A 15,137-nucleotide genomic window follows, 5' to 3' on the forward strand; every position below is an offset into this window, starting at 1 on the left:
CAACTCTTACGGCTGTGCGCCAGGTCACATAGAAACGACGGCATGAGAGCAGCTGTGTACTACGGACCGAACAAGCTCGAGGTCGAGGACGTGCCCGAACCCGAACCCACGGCGGGCACCGTCAAGGTCCGGGTCGGATTCAACGGGATCTGCGGCACCGACCTGCACGAGTACTACGCGGGCCCGATCTTCGTGCCCACCGAGCCGCACCCGCTCACCGGACAGCAGATGCCGCTGACGATGGGCCATGAGTTCTCCGGGACGATCACCGCGGTCGGGTCGGGTGTCACCGATTGGGCCGAGGGCGACCGGGTGGCGATCATGCCGCTGTACCGCTGCGGGCACTGTCCTGCCTGCCGGGCGGGCAACTACAACATCTGCGCCCAGATCGGGTTTCACGGACTGATGTCCGACGGCGGCATGGCGGAGTACACCGTCGTCCCGACCGACATGCTGCACTGCCTGCCGGACAACGTGTCGCTCGAATTGGGCGCGCTCGTCGAGCCGATGTCGGTGGCGTATCACGCCGCCACCCTCGGCGAGCCGAACGCCGACGGCACCTCGATGGTGTTCGGCGCGGGCCCGATCGGCATCGGGCTGTGGTTCGCGTTGCGCGGCAAGGGAGTAGAGGACGTGTTCGTGGTCGAGCCGTCGGCGACGCGGCGCGCGGCGGTCGAGGCTCTCGGTGCGCGGACGCTCGATCCGACCGGCCTGGACGTGTCGGCCTTCATCGCCGAACACACCGGCGGTCGAGGCGCCGACGCGGTGTACGACGCGGCCGGGGTCGCGCCCGCGGTCGAGACGGCGCTGGCGTGCGTGGGCGCCCGCCGGGCGATGGTCAGCGTCGCGATCTACGAGAAGCCACTCACCACACCGCTGCTCAACCTGGTGATGAACGAATCCCGCATCCAGGGGTCGCTCTGCTACACCGCGCCCGACTTCGCCGCGGTCATCGATCTGATGTCGCGCGGCGTATACGACACGACGGGGTGGGTGACGCCGATCGCCATCGACGACGTCATCGACGAGGGCTTCGAGGCCCTGCACGCCGGAACGAAGATGAAGGTCCTCGTCGACCCGTCCGCCTGAGTTCACCACCCACCGAAGGGGTCTGTCATGACACGAACCATCGAAGTGCCGCTCGTCGACACCGTCGCCCTGGTCACGGGTGCGGGCCGCGGGATCGGGCGCGGCATCGCGCTGGACCTCGCTCGCCACGGGGCCGACGTCGCGTTGGTCGACGTCCACCCGGACGGGATCGACGCCGTCGCCGCCGAGGTCGCCGCACTCGGGTCGAAGGCGACCACCTTCGTCGCCGACGTGTCCGACCGTGCGCAGGTGTTCGCCGCCGTCGACCACGCCGCGTCCGCACTCGGCGGGTTCGACGTGATGGTGAACAACGCGGGCATCGCCCTCGTCGGTCCCATCGCGGAGGTGACGCCGGAAGACTTGGCGCGGCTGTGGGCGATCAACGTCGACGGGGTGCTGTGGGGCATCCAGGCCGCGGTCGCGAAGTTCGCGGAACTCCAAGACCAGCGCCGGGGGAGGATCGGCAAGATCGTCAACGCGTCGTCGATCGCCGGCCACGAGGGGTTCGCGATGCTGGGTCCCTACAGCGCGACGAAGTTCGCCGTGCGCGCGCTGACCCAGGCCGCGGCCAAGGAACACGCCGCCGACGGCATCACCGTCAACGCGTACTGCCCAGGTGTCGTGGGCACCGACATGTGGGTCGACATCGACAGGCGCTTCGCGGAACTGACCGGCGCGGCCGAGGGCGAGACGTTCGAGAAGTTCTCCGCCACGATCGCGCTCGGACGGTCCGAGACACCCGAGGACGTGGCGGGGTTCGTGACCTACCTGGCCGGCCCGGGCGCCGACTACATGACGGGCCAGGCTGGGCTGATCGACGGCGGCATGGTCTATCGATGACGGCTTGGCGGACCGGGTGTGACAGCGAGTGTGACGTGGCGCACAATCGAGGGCGATGCCTTCCTCATCGGTGACGCCGGAACCCGCCGTGGCCGCGGGTGACGACCCGCGCAGTTACGCCATGCTGCTGTCCGAGGTCTACGACGCCACGATGGCGGGGCATCGGTCACCCGCCCGGCCGCGCGGGGTGATCGCCGATTCCTGGAACAGGTTGCTGAACAAGGGAATCGACCCCGATCACCACCACCCGCCGGACGTCGACAGCAGCGGCCTGGACGCGCTGCGCCATGCCTCGGGGCTATTCGCGGTGCTCGACGACGTCTCCCGCGGGCTCGACTCCGTGATCGACGGCGGTGACAACATCCTCGTCGTCGCCGATGCCCGCGGCCGGGTGCTGTGGCGCTACGGCTCGCCGCGGGTGCTGACCAACGCCGACCGGCTGGGCTTCGTCGAGGGCGCCCAGTGGAGCGAGAGCGCCGTCGGCACCAACGCCATCGGCACCGCACTCGCCTCGCACCGGGCGGTACAGGTGTTCTCCGCCGAGCACTTCCTGCGTAGCCATCACGCCTGGACCTGTGCGGGCGCCCCGATCAAGGACCCCCGCACGGGTCAGGTGGTCGGCATCGTCGACGTCTCGGGCCCCGCGGCGACGGTGCACCCGACGACGGTGGCGCTCGTCGACCTCGTCGCCCGCCTCGCAGAGTCGCAGTTGCGCGAGGTGCACGACCGGACGCTGAACCGGTTGCGCACCGTCGCCGCCCCGATCCTGGCCCGCGTCGGGCGACCCGCGCTGGCGGTGGACACCGACGGCTGGGTCGCCGCGGTCGACTCGCTGCCCCCGCACAACCGGATCCCGTTGCCGCGCAGCGTCACTCCCGGACGCGCCTGGATACCGTCGCTGGGCGCGTGCGATCTCGAGTCGCTGCCCGGCGGCTGGCTGGTCCGCCTCGCCGAGACCGACGGCGACGAGGCCGCCGTGCCCTCGCGGGTGACGCTCGATCTGCGCGACGGCGCCGCGCCGGTCCTCGACGTGGTCGGCCAGTTCGGCACGTGGCGGCGGGACATCTCGCCGCGGCACGCCGAGATCCTGCACGTGCTCGCGACGCACCGCGCAGGCCGTTCGGCGCCCGAGTTGGCCGACGACCTCTACGGCGACCGGTCGCGGGTGGTGACCGTGCGCGCCGAGATGTCGCGACTGCGCAGGCAGTACGTCGGGCTGGTGCTCGGCAAGCCCTACCGCTTCCCGGAGTCCGCGGTCGTCGACCTCGTCTACCCCGACGACATGGCGACGGTGCTGCCCGCGTCGACCGCTCCGGCCATTCGCGCGGTCCGCGGTATACGTTGACCCCGTGACGGCCGACTTCGACATCGACTCCTTCGACGTCGAGGCGTCCGGATTGCTCGACGGGCTCGAGGGCAAGGCTCGCCAGGAGCGTGCCGAACTCATCCCCTGGCTGTTGAGCAAGGGGGTGACCGTCGAGCAGATCCGCGACGCCTATCAGCCGATGCTGCTCGCGTCGCGACGCATCCTCGGCGACGACGGTCACCTGGTCTCCTCCCGGGAGATCAGCGAGCGGACCGGGATGGATCTCGAGCTGCTGCAACGCCTGCAACGCGCCAGCGGGCTGCCGCGGGTGGACGACCCCGACGCCGAGGTGCAGATGCGCATCGACGGCGATGCGCTGTCGTATGCGCAGCAGTTCGTCGAGCTGGGGTTCACGCCCGACCAGATCGTGCTCGTCGTCCAGGTGCTCACCGAGGGCCTGTCCCGCGCCGCCGACGTCATGCGCTACGCGGCGCTGCAGGCGGTGAGCCAACCCGGGACCACCGAGCTGGACGTCGCCCAGCGCACCGAGTCGCTGCTGCTCAAGGTGGCGCCGCTGCTGGGCCCGATGATCGCCGACATGCTCCGACTGCAGCTGCTGCATCTGATGGAGACCGAGGCGGTCAGCGCGGGTGAGCGCGCCGAGGGGATCCCGCTGCCCGGCGCGCGCGAGGTGACGATCGCGTTCGCCGACCTCGTCGGCTTCACCCGGCTTGGCGAGGTGGTGCCGCCGGAGGACCTCGAGCAGCTCGCGCACCGGTTGACCGACGTCGCCCGTGAGGTGGCCGAGCCGCCGGTGCGGTACGTCAAGAGCATCGGCGACGAGGTGATGCTGGTGAGCACCGACCCGGCGGCGATGCTCGACGCGATGCTCTCACTCGTCGAGGCCACCGAAGCCATCGAGGACTTCCCGCGCCTGCGCACGGGTCTGGCGACGGGGCTGGCGGTCAGCCGCGCGGGGGATTGGTTCGGCGGGTCGGTCAACCTCGCGGCGCGCGTGACGACCGCGGCGCGGCCGGGCGCGATCCTGGTCGACGAGGCGACGCGCGAGGCGATCGGCGACGACCCGCGCTTCAATTGGTCGTTCGCCGGTGCGCGCAAGCTCAAGCACATCAAGGACGACGTGAAGCTGTTCCGCGCCAGGCGGGCCGCACAGTCATGAACATACTCGACGATGGGAGCAGGTATGCGTGACCGCAGAGCAAGCCCCGCGGACTTCCTTGCCGCGCGGCCGGTTACGCGGGAGAAGGTGTTCGCCGAGCCGAGCCCCGTACCCGAGGAACCGGGTGTCCAGGGCTGGTGGTTCCGGACCATCCCGGGAGCCATCGACACGTCCGGTTGCGAGCAGCGCGACGGCCTGACGCTGCTCTACGTGGGGATCAGCCCCACGCGGCCGCCGACCAACGGGAAGCCGCCGAGCAAGCAGGATCTGCGCAAGCGCATCCGCTACCACTACGGCGCAGGCAACGCGGACGCCGAGGGATCGACGTTGCGCAAGACGCTCGGCGTCCTACTCGGTGACGAGTTGGGTTTCCGGTTGCGCCGCATCGGCTCGGGTACCCGCCGCAGCTTCGCCGGTGGGGAGGCGGTCCTCACCCATTGGATGGCCGAGAACGCCCTCGTATCGTGGGTGGTCCACGAAGAGCCGTGGCTCCTCGAGGAGCAGTTGGTCGCGACGCTCGACCTGCCGCTGAACCTGCAACCGGAGAACAAGGACAACGCCTTCTTCCCAGAACTCAAGCGGCTGCGGCGGCAAGCGGAAGTGACAGCCAACAAGCAACGCATCCTCAAGGAGTGGTGACGCCGGCTACCTCGCCGGATTTTCTCCCCGTCGCTTCGCTCGCCCTGGCGTGAACCGGCGCAGCCGCAGGCTGTTGGTGACGACGAACACCGAGCTGAATGCCATTGCGGCGCTAGCGATCATCGGGTTCAACAACCCGAACGCCGCCAGTGGGATGGCCGCCACGTTGTAGGCGAACGCCCAGAACAGGTTGCCCTTGATGGTCCGCAGGGTGGCCCGCGACAGACGAATCGCATCGGGGACCGCGCGCAGGTCGCCGGTGACCAGGGTCAGGTCCGATGCCTCGATCGCCACGTCGGTGCCCGTGCCCATGGCGAGCCCGAGGTCGGCCTGGGCCAGCGCAGCGGCATCGTTGACGCCGTCGCCGACCATCGCGACCACCTTGCCGTCGGCCTGCAATCTCTTGACGTGGTCGACCTTGTCGGCGGGCAGCACCTCGGCGATGACGTCGTCGATGCCGACCGAGGCGGCGACCGTGCGCGCCGCGCGCTCGTTGTCGCCGGTCAGCAGGATCGGGGTCAGGCCAAGGTCGCGCAGGCTCGAGATGGCTTGCGCCGCAGACTCCTTGACGGCGTCGGCGACGACGAAGACGGCGCTGATCGTGTCGTCGACGGCCAGCCACACCGGTGTCTGGCCGCGTTGCTCGGCGTCCTCGGCTGCCTGCTGCAGATCCGGTGGTGCGCTCAGCCCGTGCGCGTCGCGCAGCCAGGTCGACCGGCCGACCACCAGGCGTCGGCCCGACACGGTGCCCGTGACGCCCATCCCGCCGTGGCTGGCGAAGTCGGTAACCCCGGACAGCGGTCCGACGGCATTGGCGGCGTGTGCAGCGATGGCGCGTGCGATCGGATGCTCCGACGCGCTCTCCAGGGCGCCCGCCAATTCGAGCAGCTCGGGGTCGGCGGGGTACGCCGCGACGACCGTCATGCGACCCGTGGTGATCGTGCCGGTCTTGTCGAGCACTACGGTGTCGATGCGACGGGTCGACTCGAGGACCTGCGGGCCCTTGATCAGGATGCCGAGCTGGGCGCCGCGGCCGGTGCCGACGAGCAGGGCCGTCGGCGTCGCCAGGCCAAGCGCGCACGGGCACGCGATGATCAGGACTGCGACGGCGGCGGTGAAGGCCGCGCTCGCCGAACCGCCCACCACCAGCCATCCGACGAGCGTCAGCGCCGAGAGGCCGATCACCACGGGCACGAACACCGCCGACACCCGGTCGGCCAGCCGCTGGACGTCGGCCTTGCCGCTCTGCGCCTCGGCGACGAGGCGGGCCATCTGGGCCAGCGCGGTGTCGGTGCCGACGCGGGTGGCGCGCACCCGCAACAAGCCCGCGACGTTCACGGTGGCGCCGACGACGTCGTCGCCGGGTTCGACCTCGACCGGCACGGACTCACCGGTGAGCAGCGCGGCGTCCACCGCGGACGTCCCGCTGACCACGACGCCGTCGGTCGCGATCTTCTCCCCGGGGCGCACCAGGAACTCGTCACCCACCGCGAGGGCCGATATGGGCACTCGGGTCTCGACGCCGTCGGAGACGACCGCGACGTCCTTGGCGCCCATGTCGAGCAGCGCCCGCAGCGCAGCACCGGATTGCCGCTTCGCGCGTGACTCGAAGAACCGCCCCGTCAGCACCAGCGTCGTGACGACGGCGGCGACCTCGAGGTAGAGGTGCGGGTGATGGGACCCGGCGGTGACCAGCTCCCACGTCGACCACAGGTAGGCCGCGAGCACCCCGACCGAGATCAGGGTGTCCATGGTGGCCGAACCGTGGCGCAGGTTCGTCCAGGTCGCGCGGTGGAACGGAAGCGCACCCCAGGCGACGACGGGCGTGGTGAGCGCGAACGCGACCCAGGCCCAGTTCGTGAACTGCAGTGCAGGCACCATCGACAGCAGGAGCACGGGGACGCTGAGGGCCGTCGACACCGCCAGGCGGGGTAGGTACGACTCGTCGGTACCGGGCTCGACGTCCTCGGTGGTCGGCAGCGTGGCGGTGTAGCCGGTGGCCTGCACCGCGGCGACCAGGTCGTCGGGTGTCACGGTGTCGGGGAACCGAACCGCAGCCTGTTCGGTGGCGAAGTTGACGCTTGCCTCCACGCCGTCGATCTTGTTGAGCCGCTTCTCTATTCGAGCGGCACACGACGAGCAGGTCATCCCGCCGACGTCGAGCGTGACGCTGGACGTGCTCATGCCGCGACGTCGTATCCGGCGTCCTCGATCGCGGCGGTGACGGCACCCGCGTCGGGCGTACCCTCGATCCGCACCGAACCCGCCTGGAGGTCGACGTCGACTCCCGTGACGCCGGGCAGCGCCGATACCGCTGACGTGATCGCCGAGACGCAGTGGCCGCACGTCATGCCGCTCACTTCGATAACCATGCTCATGGCTCGAGTGTATACCCATAGGGGGTATGGGTAGAGCCTACCTGGTGAGCCCGTCGACGAGCAGTCGCAGGCGCTCCGCTTCATGGCCGGGGCGTAGTCGCCCGGCACGGGTGAGGGTGACCAGGCCGTGCAACCCGGCCCAGAACACCTCGGACCGGTCGTCCGCGTTGCGGTCGTCGGCGCCCGCGGTCACGCCCTGGCGGAACTCGGCGAATGCCTCGACCAGCGGCGGCGGCGTGTCCTCCGCGGCGAAGCTCAGGGCGGTGGCCCGGGTGAACATCGCGTCGTAGACGGCTGGGTTGTCGCGGGCGAAGTCGAGGTACGCCCGACCGAGTGCGAGGGGCACGTCTACCGGTGCGTCTGCTCCGGTACGGGCGGCCCGCAGCGCTTCCGCGAGTTCGGCGAAGCCGTCGAGGGCCACCGCCTCCGCGACGCGGTCCATGCCGCTGAAGTGCTTGTAGAGCACGGGCTGGCTGTACTCGATCTCGGTCGAGAGTCGCCGCGTGGTGACGGCGTCCCATCCCTCGGCCTCGGCCAGCGTGCGGGCCGTCGTGACGATCAACCGCCTGCGGGCAGCCCGTTCGCGCTCGCGGCGCTCGTCGATCGGCATGCCACACAATAGCACCGCTAGAAGTGCTAGCGCTGCTATTGACGACGCAGATGCGAAGGGTTAGCGTTGCTAACACCTCGACCGAAGGAGTCCGACATGGACTGGGAAATCACCATTCGCGCCGCCGCGCTGATCGCGGTGCTGGCCACCGCGGTGGTCTACGGCACCGACGTGTTCTGCGCGATCGTGCTACGACCGGCACTCGCCGCGGTCGACGACCGCGCGCTGGTCGCGGTGATGGGACGCGTGCATCGGTACGGCGACCGGCGCATGCCCGCACCGGGTGCGCTCGGAATCCTCGCCACCGCAGCGGCCGTAGGGGCCGCCGTCGTGTCCGCGCACTGGGCACAGGCGATCGCTGCCGCCACCGCCTTGGTCCTGCTGTTGGTGTGGATCGCGCTCTACGCCACGGTGAGCGCACCCATCAACCGGCGACTGACGGCAGCTGCGGAGACGGGGGATGCGCTGCCGAACGGCCGTGCGCTGCAGCATGACTGGGACCGGATCATCGGCCTGCGTGCCGCACTGCAAGGTCTCGCAGTGGCGGCGCTGTGCGCGGCGCTGATCGTCTAACGAGAAGGGACATCGGATGTTTCAGTTCAGGACCTACACGCTGCGATCGCCCGACGCGCTGCACCGGTACGCGACCGTGCACTGGGCACGCCACCTCGAGACGTTCGCCGCGTTCGGGGTCACCACCCATGGCGTGTGGACCGAGCGACACGGCAACGCTAACCGGCTCGTCGCGCTGATTAGCTATCCGACCGGGGTCGATCCCGATCTACTCACGCGCCAGATCATGGCCAGCCCGGAGTTCGGCGCCGACATGGCCGGCTTCGATCCCGCGGACATCGTCGACGTCGCGACGGTGCTGCTCGACCCAACGTCCTTCTCACCCATCCACTGACGACCCTGGAGCCACCGACATGACCATCACCACCATCGCCTACGTGCTCGCCGGACTCATCGGCGCGGCCATCGTCTTCATCGGCGCACGCTTCGTCGTGGCGCCCGACACCGCCGCTGCCGGTTACGGCGTTCGACTGGATCTGGCCGAGCCGGCGGCGCGTGCCTACGCGAGCGTGAAGGGCGTCCGCGACATCGCATCGGGGTTGTTCGTCTTCATCCTGATGGCCTCGGGTGCGACGCACCTACTCGGCTGGGTCGTGTTGGCTGCCACCATCATTCCACTCGCCGACACGGCCATCGTGCTCCGCGGCGGCGGCTCGAGGTCGATCGCCTGGGGCGTCCACGGCGTCACCGCCGCCGTCATGCTGGTGACCGCCGCGCTGCTGCTCATCCCCTGAGACCCAAAGCCCTGAGCGTCCTCACATGCCGAACTCGCGCACCAACCTCTTCTTGTCGACCTTCTCGCCTGCCAGCGTGGGCAACGGCTCGGAGCGGATCTCCCACCGCGTCGGTATCGCGAAGTAGGACAGGGTGCCGGTCACGTGCGCGGCCAGGGCATCGGGCGTGGGCGCACCGGTGTCGGGTCGGTGCACGACGACGGCCACCAGCTCCTCGCCCAGATCCGGGTGCGGCACGCCGAGGGCAGCGACCTCCACGACCGCGGGATGGGTGGCGATGGCGGCCTCGACGTGCGGGCACGCGATGTTCTCGCCGCCGCGGATGACGACGTCCTTCGCGCGGCCGTCGATGAAGAGGTAGCCGTCCTCGGTGAGGTGGCCGAGATCGCCTGTGCGCAGCCACCCTTCGGCGTCGACTGTGTCGTCGTCGGGCAGGCCCGCGTAGCCGTTCATGACGGTGGGTGATCGCGCGAGCACCTCGCCGACGCCCTTGGCGTCCGGATCGGCGATGCGCAATTCGACGACGCCATAGGGTCGCCCGACGGTCCCCGGGTGCGCGGCCAGGTCGCGGGCGTCGGCAGCGGTCAGGAAGCCGCCCGCCTCGGTCATGCCCCACGTGTTGCTGAGCCCTCGCGACCGCAGATTCGGCAGCCTCTCCCGGATGCGGTCGAGCAGGTCGGTCGACACCGGTGCGCCACCCAGCGGCCACGACTTCAGGCTGCTCAGGTCGAAGGAGTCGAAGTCGGGATGCGCGAGCAGTCGAACGGCCATGGTGGGCACCGCACCCCAGATCTGAATGCGCTCGCGTTCGATGAGCCCGAGGATCTGGCCCGCGTCGAATCGCCCCTGCATCATCACGATTCGGCCGCCGGTGAGCGTGTGGGTCAGCAGGCTGGACAGACCACCGACGTGGAACATCGGCGTCGTCGCGAGGCTGACGGCCTGTGGGGAGTCACCGTCGAGGAGGTGGGGGAACCGCCGGTTGCGGGCCAAGATGTTGTGCTGGTTGGCGATCACCGCGCGTCGCGACAGTTCGACCGCCTTTGGCATCCCCGAACTGCCCGACGTGAACAGCACCAGCGCGGTGGCGTCGGGGTCGGTGTGGGGCACCGATGCCGCGTCGATCGCGGGCTCGTCGAACGCTGCCGTCAGGTCGGACAGTGGGCTCGTTGGCACGGCAACGTCGAGCGAGGTGTCGGTCAGGACGTGCGCGGGCGCCAGCAGCGTGACGGCGTGCTCGATCTCGGCGGGGCTCCACCACCGGTTGGCCAACACGGGCACGGCCCCGGCCAGCCAGGTGGCCCACAGCGCGACGACCCACTCCGGGGAGTTGTAGCCGAACACCATGACGCGGTCACCGACACCGACGCCGCGTGACGTCAGGATCGATCGGCAGGCCCGCACGGCATCGCGGAACTCCGCGAACGACACCCGGCGCTCGCCGTGCACCAGGAAGGTGCGGTCGGTCCACACCTCGGTGCCCGCGAGAAGGCCGTCGAACGTCGACGGGCCGCTCTCGTACACGATGCCGTCGTGCCCGCCGTAGGAGCCGGCGCGGGCCTCGGAACTCCAGACTCCGTCCGCCATGGACTACTGCACCGGGATCTGGATGCCCTCGGACGGCTGAACGATCACGAAGCCCTGGCCGTGGAACGAGACTTGCAGTGCCTCACCAGAACCGCGGCCGATCAGTGCGCCGGCCTTGAACGTCGTCTTGAGTTGGGTCTGCAGGTTGGCCGACCATGCGACGACGGCGTTGGTGTCGGCGAACGTCGGCGCTTCGGCGGCATCGAGCACCACCGGCGGACCGTCGGTCGTGATCGCCACCCATCCGGTGCCGCGCAGCGTCGTGTTGAACAGGCCGCCGGTGGCGATGCTGCCGCCCTTCACTCGCTCGATGTTCCAGTCCAGGCTCGAGGAGAACGCCAGGACGTTCTTGCCGCTGACCGACAGTCCGGAGTTGTTCAGGTTCAGCAGGTGCACGTCGTAGGCGCGTTCGGCGAGGAAGACGTCGCCCTGGCCCTGGCAGCGCATGAGTGGTAGCCCCTCACCGGTCAGCGCCTTCTTGAGGAACTTCCCGGCGCCGCCGCCCTCGAACGCGAAGTCGACGTTGCCCTGGTAGGCGACCATCGAGCCCTGCCGCGCCATGAACGGTTCACCGAGCCGCACCCGCAGCAGCTTGGTGTTCTGGTTGGCGATCGCCTTGGCTTCCTTCTCGCTGAAGCGGCCGTCGACCAGATCGCCGGTGATGCCTGCGAAGCCATCGCCCTGGGCCGTCGCCTGCGGCATGGCCTGCGGCTCGGGGCGCTCGTGCTGCCCTCCCTGGTGAGCGGCGGGCTGTCCGCCGTGCTGTTCGGCACCCTGCTGGCCCGCGGGTGCGCCGCCGCCCAGCGGAGCGGTGCCGCTACGGCCCTGGTGTGACACCTGGTCGGTCCAATTCCGGCCGTCCCACCAGCGGTAATCGAAACGACCCTCGGGGTCGGGTTGCCAACTGCCTGCTCCGGGTCCAGTCACCGGTCTCTCCTCGAAGATTGATTGCGGTGGATCGAACGTGCCTCCTGCGCACTGATCTAGAACATTAGGGCAACCCGTCGCGACGGTGTGGCTCCCGGAGGTCTTCGCGCCCGGTAGCACCACGTCAGCTGGCATGCTGCTGGCATGCCGAACGAAATCGATCCGACCCGCGCCAAGGGTGCTCTCGCGGTCGTCAAGCAACACCCCGGAATGGTGCTCTTCCTGACGACACCGGCGCTGCTCCTGGCCGGCGTCGTGTGGGTGCTCGCCGGCCCCGGCTGGGCGGCGTTGGTACTGGTCGCGCTGGTGCTCGGCGGCGGCGCGGCGCTGTACGCGGGCCTCAAGCGGCGCTGATCGAACCCGTTACGCCCACGGGTGAACGACGCCCTGTTGCACGTGTAACGGTGTAATCATGTAAGCATGAGAACGCACAGTCACCGCGGCCGCTCCGGCGGCTGGCAGCAAGCACAACAGCCCGACGCGTCGTCCGCGCCCGACTGGATCGCAGGACGCCTGCCCGACGGCTGGTTCAGCGGGGATCCCACCGTGACAGTCGACCGGGAAGAGATCACGGTCGTCGGCCGTCTCCCCGACGCCGAGGGGGAGGAGAGCGAGGCCAGGGCATCGGGCCGCGCCGCCCGCTTCCGCGAGGAGACCCGCTCGGAGCGGATGCGCATCGCCGACGAGGCCGAGGCCCGTTACGGGCGCAAGGTGGCGTGGGGCGTAGAGATCGGGGTAGTGGGCTCCAATGCCGTCGAACGAATCCTGTTCACCAACATCGCCGTACCGGTGATGACACGGCTACGGCAGCCCGAACGCCAGGTTCTCGACACACTCGTCGACGCCGGGGTCGCCAGGTCGCGCTCCGATGCGCTGGTCTGGTCGGTGCGCCTGGTCGGCCAGCACGCCGACGAATGGCTCGGTCAGCTGCGCGAGGCGATGTCGACGGTCGACGACCTGCGCGCCGAGGGGCCGAAGCTCTAACCCAGGCGCTCGACCCGCACGTACGTCGCGCTGAGCGTCGACGTCTGCGACAGCGGATCCATGCCTTCGGCGTCGACCAGCAGGTTGCGGTTGACGCCGAAGGACTGCGCTGCCGCGCCGCCGCGGGGGTCGAAGATCCGCGACCCCCATCCGTGGTCCACCACCACCAGACCCCGCCGCAGTCGCGGCGACAGGCGGGCGTCGAGTTCGATCGACCCCACGGGCGAGGACACCCGAACCCGTTCGCCGTCAGCGACGTCGAGCGTCGCCGCGTCGTCGGGATGCATCAGGACCTCGTTGCCCTTGCCCGCCGGGTGCAGGCCCGGCAGTTCGTTGAGCCAGGAGTTCATCGAGTGCCGATTGCGGCGGTTGCCGAGCTGCAACGGGTAACCCGGAGGGGCTGACGGCGCAGGCCGCCCGAGCAGTTCCCGCGCCCTCGCGACGAACTCGGGCGGCGCGGCGTGCACCCGCTTGTCGTCGGTGCGCAGCGCGTCGCGGAAGTGCCCGAACTCGCGCGGCCCGAGGACCAGTCCGTGCGGGTTGCCGACCACGTCGCGCCACTTGAGCTTGCGACCGTTCACCTTTCGCGACGTGGCGATCAGCAGCCGGTTGATCCAGTGCGGGGTGAACTCCAGGCCGGGCCGCCGCGTGAGTGCCGCGGCCCGCCGGGTCGCCGCCACGAAGCCGTTGACGCCCTTGGCCCCGAACAGCGGCCGCCGCATCGCTAGCGCGAGGTCCACCCAGATCCGCCACTCCTCGCGGGCGCCCGGAGGCGGTTCGACGGCCTTGGCGCCGTACTGGACGAACGGTTCGTCGTGCATGCTGCTGGTGAACGCGGGCAGGTCGTTTCGTTCCAACCAGTGCACGGCGGGTAGCAGCCAGTGCGCGTGACGGTGGCTCTCCCGCTGGACGAAGTCGACGGCCACCAGCAGGTCCAGCGACTCGAGCGCGGCATCGAGTTTCGCACCGTCGGGACCCGATACGACCGGATTGCCGCTGTTGATCACCAGCGCCTTGATCTGCCCGCGGCCGGGCGTGGTGATCTCGTCGGGGAGTTCGGCGAGCGCGTGTGCGCCTGCGATCATCTCGCGGCCGCGCAGTCGGCTGTAGTGCGGCTCGACCTTCGCCAGCTCGAACATCCGCAGCGCGTCGACGTAGCCGCGCTCGAACCGTCGACCGCCGGGCCGGTCCATGCGCCCGGTGACGACGTTCAGCACGTGGCCCAGCCACTCGGCGACCGTCCCTGCCTCGTGCAGCGAGACCCCGGTGCGGGTCACGACCATCGCCCCGGCAGCGGTCGCGAAACCCCGTGCGACGGACTCGATGTGGTCGCGGGGGATCTCGCAGCGAGCCGCGAGGTCGTCGAGGTCGGCATCGGCGACCAGCGCCCGTAGTTCCGGTACGCCGGTGGCGAGATCGGCGCAGTCCTCCCGGTGCTCCAGTCCCTCGTCGAGGATCACCTTCACCATCGCCAGCAGCAGCGCCCAGTCCTGGCCCGGCTTGACGGCGAGGTGGACGTCGGCCTTCTGCGCCGACTCGGTGGCCACCGGGTCGACGACGACGATGGTCGCGCCGGCCTTCTGCCGGTCGAGCGCGCGGCGCCAGCCGCCCGGCACGGTCTCCAGCCAGTTCCAGGCGCTGACAGCCGGGTTGGTGCCGACCAGCAGGAAGTAGTCGCATGCGTCGATGTCGGAGACCGGTGACATCAGCTGCGAGCCGTACATCGCCTCGGACACCACGTGCATGGCGTTCTGGTCCACGGACCCCACGAAGTAGCGGCTCTTGGTTCCGATGGCGTCGAGCCAGCCGTTCATGAAGATGATGTTCGACGACGAGAAGCCGGCCGGGTTGCCGTAGTAGACGCCGATCGCGTCGGGACCGTCCGCGTCGATCAGCCCGTTCATTCGGGCAGCGATGTCGGTCAGCGCCTCGTCCCACGTGGTCTCGACGTACGACTCTCCGACGCGGCGCATCGGGTTGACGATGCGGCGCGGGTGTTCGACGAGCTGGTTGGCGGTGCGGCCCTTCGCGCAGAAGTCGTGCCAACTGTGGGCGTTGAGCTTGTCCGGCGCGATCTTGGTGACGCGATTGCCTTCGACGGTCACGTCGATGCCGCACGCTGCCAGGCAGTACCGGCAGAAGGTGTGCACCGTACGGACGTCGGATGCCGTCGCGACGGTCGGCCGGGTGGTCATGGTGGCATCCTGCCGGGCGAATCCGCGCCGCACCGGTGAACGCGAATGAGCGCACCGCTTGTTTCGCGCTCCCCTTGCTCGCGAGATCTACACCA

General features: G+C 69.7%; 16 protein-coding genes. 10 read left to right on the forward strand and 6 right to left on the reverse strand.

The window, feature by feature from the left end; genetic code table 11:
- Positions 1–42 precede the first annotated feature (42 nt).
- The 5 genes from G6N61_RS27440 to G6N61_RS27460 are packed head-to-tail and all read left to right on the forward strand — an operon-like array spanning position 43 to position 5,054.
- On the forward strand, positions 43–1,089 hold the full coding sequence (locus G6N61_RS27440) for a 2,3-butanediol dehydrogenase (protein WP_163923902.1): 1,047 nt from the start codon (positions 43–45) through the stop codon (positions 1,087–1,089).
- A 27-nt stretch (positions 1,090–1,116) separates the two neighbouring features.
- Positions 1,117–1,929 carry an acetoin reductase gene (locus G6N61_RS27445; protein ID WP_163923923.1) on the forward strand — a complete coding sequence of 271 codons (813 nt, stop codon included), beginning with the start codon at positions 1,117–1,119 and terminating at the stop codon, positions 1,927–1,929.
- Between the two features lie 55 nt (positions 1,930–1,984).
- Positions 1,985–3,274, forward strand: a complete 1,290-nt coding sequence (locus G6N61_RS27450; protein WP_163923934.1) for a helix-turn-helix domain-containing protein — start codon at positions 1,985–1,987, stop codon at positions 3,272–3,274.
- Positions 3,275–3,278: 4 nt separating this feature from the next.
- Positions 3,279–4,415, forward strand: a complete 1,137-nt coding sequence (locus tag G6N61_RS27455) for an adenylate/guanylate cyclase domain-containing protein (protein ID WP_163923936.1) — start codon at positions 3,279–3,281, stop codon at positions 4,413–4,415.
- 24 nt (positions 4,416–4,439) lie between these two features.
- Entirely contained in the window at positions 4,440–5,054 is a 615-nt protein-coding gene (locus tag G6N61_RS27460; protein WP_179973534.1) for a GIY-YIG nuclease family protein, read from the forward strand.
- A gap of 6 nt (positions 5,055–5,060) precedes the next feature.
- Here G6N61_RS27460 and G6N61_RS27465 read toward each other — a convergent pair whose 3' ends face one another.
- From G6N61_RS27465 to G6N61_RS27475, 3 genes are read right to left on the reverse strand one after another with little or no spacing between them, the layout of a single operon-like run.
- Positions 5,061–7,238 (reverse strand): heavy metal translocating P-type ATPase, encoded by a 2,178-nt coding sequence (locus tag G6N61_RS27465; protein WP_163923942.1) that lies wholly within the window; start codon positions 7,236–7,238, stop codon positions 5,061–5,063.
- Positions 7,235–7,432 (reverse strand): heavy-metal-associated domain-containing protein, encoded by a 198-nt coding sequence (locus G6N61_RS27470; RefSeq protein ID WP_163923945.1) that lies wholly within the window; start codon positions 7,430–7,432, stop codon positions 7,235–7,237. Before G6N61_RS27470 ends, G6N61_RS27465 begins: the two co-directional genes overlap by 4 nt.
- A gap of 37 nt (positions 7,433–7,469) precedes the next feature.
- Positions 7,470–8,042 (reverse strand): TetR/AcrR family transcriptional regulator, encoded by a 573-nt coding sequence (locus G6N61_RS27475; RefSeq protein WP_163923948.1) that lies wholly within the window; start codon positions 8,040–8,042, stop codon positions 7,470–7,472.
- 96 nt (positions 8,043–8,138) lie between these two features.
- On the opposite strand from G6N61_RS27475, the gene G6N61_RS27480 reads away from it, so the two are divergent.
- The 3 genes from G6N61_RS27480 to G6N61_RS27490 are packed head-to-tail and all read left to right on the forward strand — an operon-like array spanning position 8,139 to position 9,349.
- Positions 8,139–8,615, forward strand: a complete 477-nt coding sequence (locus tag G6N61_RS27480; RefSeq protein WP_163923951.1) for a DUF1772 domain-containing protein — start codon at positions 8,139–8,141, stop codon at positions 8,613–8,615.
- Positions 8,616–8,631: 16 nt separating this feature from the next.
- A complete protein-coding gene (locus tag G6N61_RS27485) occupies positions 8,632–8,949 on the forward strand; it encodes an NIPSNAP family protein (RefSeq protein ID WP_163923954.1) in 318 nt (105 codons plus the stop codon).
- A gap of 19 nt (positions 8,950–8,968) precedes the next feature.
- Positions 8,969–9,349 carry a DUF4267 domain-containing protein gene (locus G6N61_RS27490; RefSeq protein ID WP_163923957.1) on the forward strand — a complete coding sequence of 127 codons (381 nt, stop codon included), beginning with the start codon at positions 8,969–8,971 and terminating at the stop codon, positions 9,347–9,349.
- 21 nt (positions 9,350–9,370) lie between these two features.
- Here the strand turns inward: G6N61_RS27490 and G6N61_RS27495 are convergent, their stop codons facing one another.
- Positions 9,371–10,936, reverse strand: coding sequence for a class I adenylate-forming enzyme family protein (locus G6N61_RS27495; protein ID WP_163923960.1), 1,566 nt, complete (start codon positions 10,934–10,936; stop codon positions 9,371–9,373).
- Positions 10,937–10,939: 3 nt separating this feature from the next.
- Positions 10,940–11,863 (reverse strand): AIM24 family protein, encoded by a 924-nt coding sequence (locus G6N61_RS27500; protein ID WP_170314495.1) that lies wholly within the window; start codon positions 11,861–11,863, stop codon positions 10,940–10,942.
- Positions 11,864–12,007: 144 nt separating this feature from the next.
- Here G6N61_RS27500 and G6N61_RS27505 point away from each other — a divergent pair, with 144 nt between their 5' ends.
- On the forward strand, positions 12,008–12,217 hold the full coding sequence (locus tag G6N61_RS27505) for a hypothetical protein (protein ID WP_163923964.1): 210 nt from the start codon (positions 12,008–12,010) through the stop codon (positions 12,215–12,217).
- Positions 12,218–12,283: 66 nt separating this feature from the next.
- Positions 12,284–12,847, forward strand: coding sequence for an ATP-binding transcription factor AbmR (locus G6N61_RS27510; RefSeq protein WP_163923965.1), 564 nt, complete (start codon positions 12,284–12,286; stop codon positions 12,845–12,847).
- Here G6N61_RS27510 and G6N61_RS27515 read toward each other — a convergent pair.
- The gene (locus G6N61_RS27515; protein ID WP_163923967.1) at positions 12,844–15,042 is read right to left on the reverse strand and encodes a molybdopterin-containing oxidoreductase family protein; all 2,199 of its coding nucleotides are present in this window, start codon (positions 15,040–15,042) and stop codon (positions 12,844–12,846) included. The two genes, G6N61_RS27510 and G6N61_RS27515, sit on opposite strands and share 4 nt — an antisense overlap.
- Positions 15,043–15,137 lie beyond the last annotated feature (95 nt).

This window comes from Mycolicibacterium arabiense (assembly GCF_010731815.2).
In the GTDB taxonomy this organism is placed as follows: Bacteria; Actinomycetota; Actinomycetes; order Mycobacteriales; family Mycobacteriaceae; genus Mycobacterium; species Mycobacterium arabiense.

What these genes read in the sequence shown, in the direction of transcription:
- G6N61_RS27440 (WP_163923902.1), top strand. Translation starts at nt 43, where the DNA reads ATGAGAGCAGCTGTGTACTACGGACCGAACAAGCTCGAGGTCGAGGAC.
- G6N61_RS27445 (WP_163923923.1), top strand. Translation starts at nt 1,117, where the DNA reads ATGACACGAACCATCGAAGTGCCGCTCGTCGACACCGTCGCCCTGGTC.
- G6N61_RS27450 (WP_163923934.1), top strand. Translation starts at nt 1,985, where the DNA reads ATGCCTTCCTCATCGGTGACGCCGGAACCCGCCGTGGCCGCGGGTGAC.
- G6N61_RS27460 (WP_179973534.1), top strand. Translation starts at nt 4,440, where the DNA reads ATGCGTGACCGCAGAGCAAGCCCCGCGGACTTCCTTGCCGCGCGGCCG.
- G6N61_RS27465 (WP_163923942.1), bottom strand. Translation starts at nt 7,238, where the DNA reads ATGAGCACGTCCAGCGTCACGCTCGACGTCGGCGGGATGACCTGCTCG.
- G6N61_RS27470 (WP_163923945.1), bottom strand. Translation starts at nt 7,432, where the DNA reads ATGAGCATGGTTATCGAAGTGAGCGGCATGACGTGCGGCCACTGCGTC.
- G6N61_RS27475 (WP_163923948.1), bottom strand. Translation starts at nt 8,042, where the DNA reads ATGCCGATCGACGAGCGCCGCGAGCGCGAACGGGCTGCCCGCAGGCGG.
- G6N61_RS27480 (WP_163923951.1), top strand. Translation starts at nt 8,139, where the DNA reads ATGGACTGGGAAATCACCATTCGCGCCGCCGCGCTGATCGCGGTGCTG.
- G6N61_RS27485 (WP_163923954.1), top strand. Translation starts at nt 8,632, where the DNA reads ATGTTTCAGTTCAGGACCTACACGCTGCGATCGCCCGACGCGCTGCAC.
- G6N61_RS27490 (WP_163923957.1), top strand. Translation starts at nt 8,969, where the DNA reads ATGACCATCACCACCATCGCCTACGTGCTCGCCGGACTCATCGGCGCG.
- G6N61_RS27495 (WP_163923960.1), bottom strand. Translation starts at nt 10,936, where the DNA reads ATGGCGGACGGAGTCTGGAGTTCCGAGGCCCGCGCCGGCTCCTACGGC.
- G6N61_RS27505 (WP_163923964.1), top strand. Translation starts at nt 12,008, where the DNA reads ATGCCGAACGAAATCGATCCGACCCGCGCCAAGGGTGCTCTCGCGGTC.
- G6N61_RS27510 (WP_163923965.1), top strand. Translation starts at nt 12,284, where the DNA reads ATGAGAACGCACAGTCACCGCGGCCGCTCCGGCGGCTGGCAGCAAGCA.
- G6N61_RS27515 (WP_163923967.1), bottom strand. Translation starts at nt 15,042, where the DNA reads ATGACCACCCGGCCGACCGTCGCGACGGCATCCGACGTCCGTACGGTG.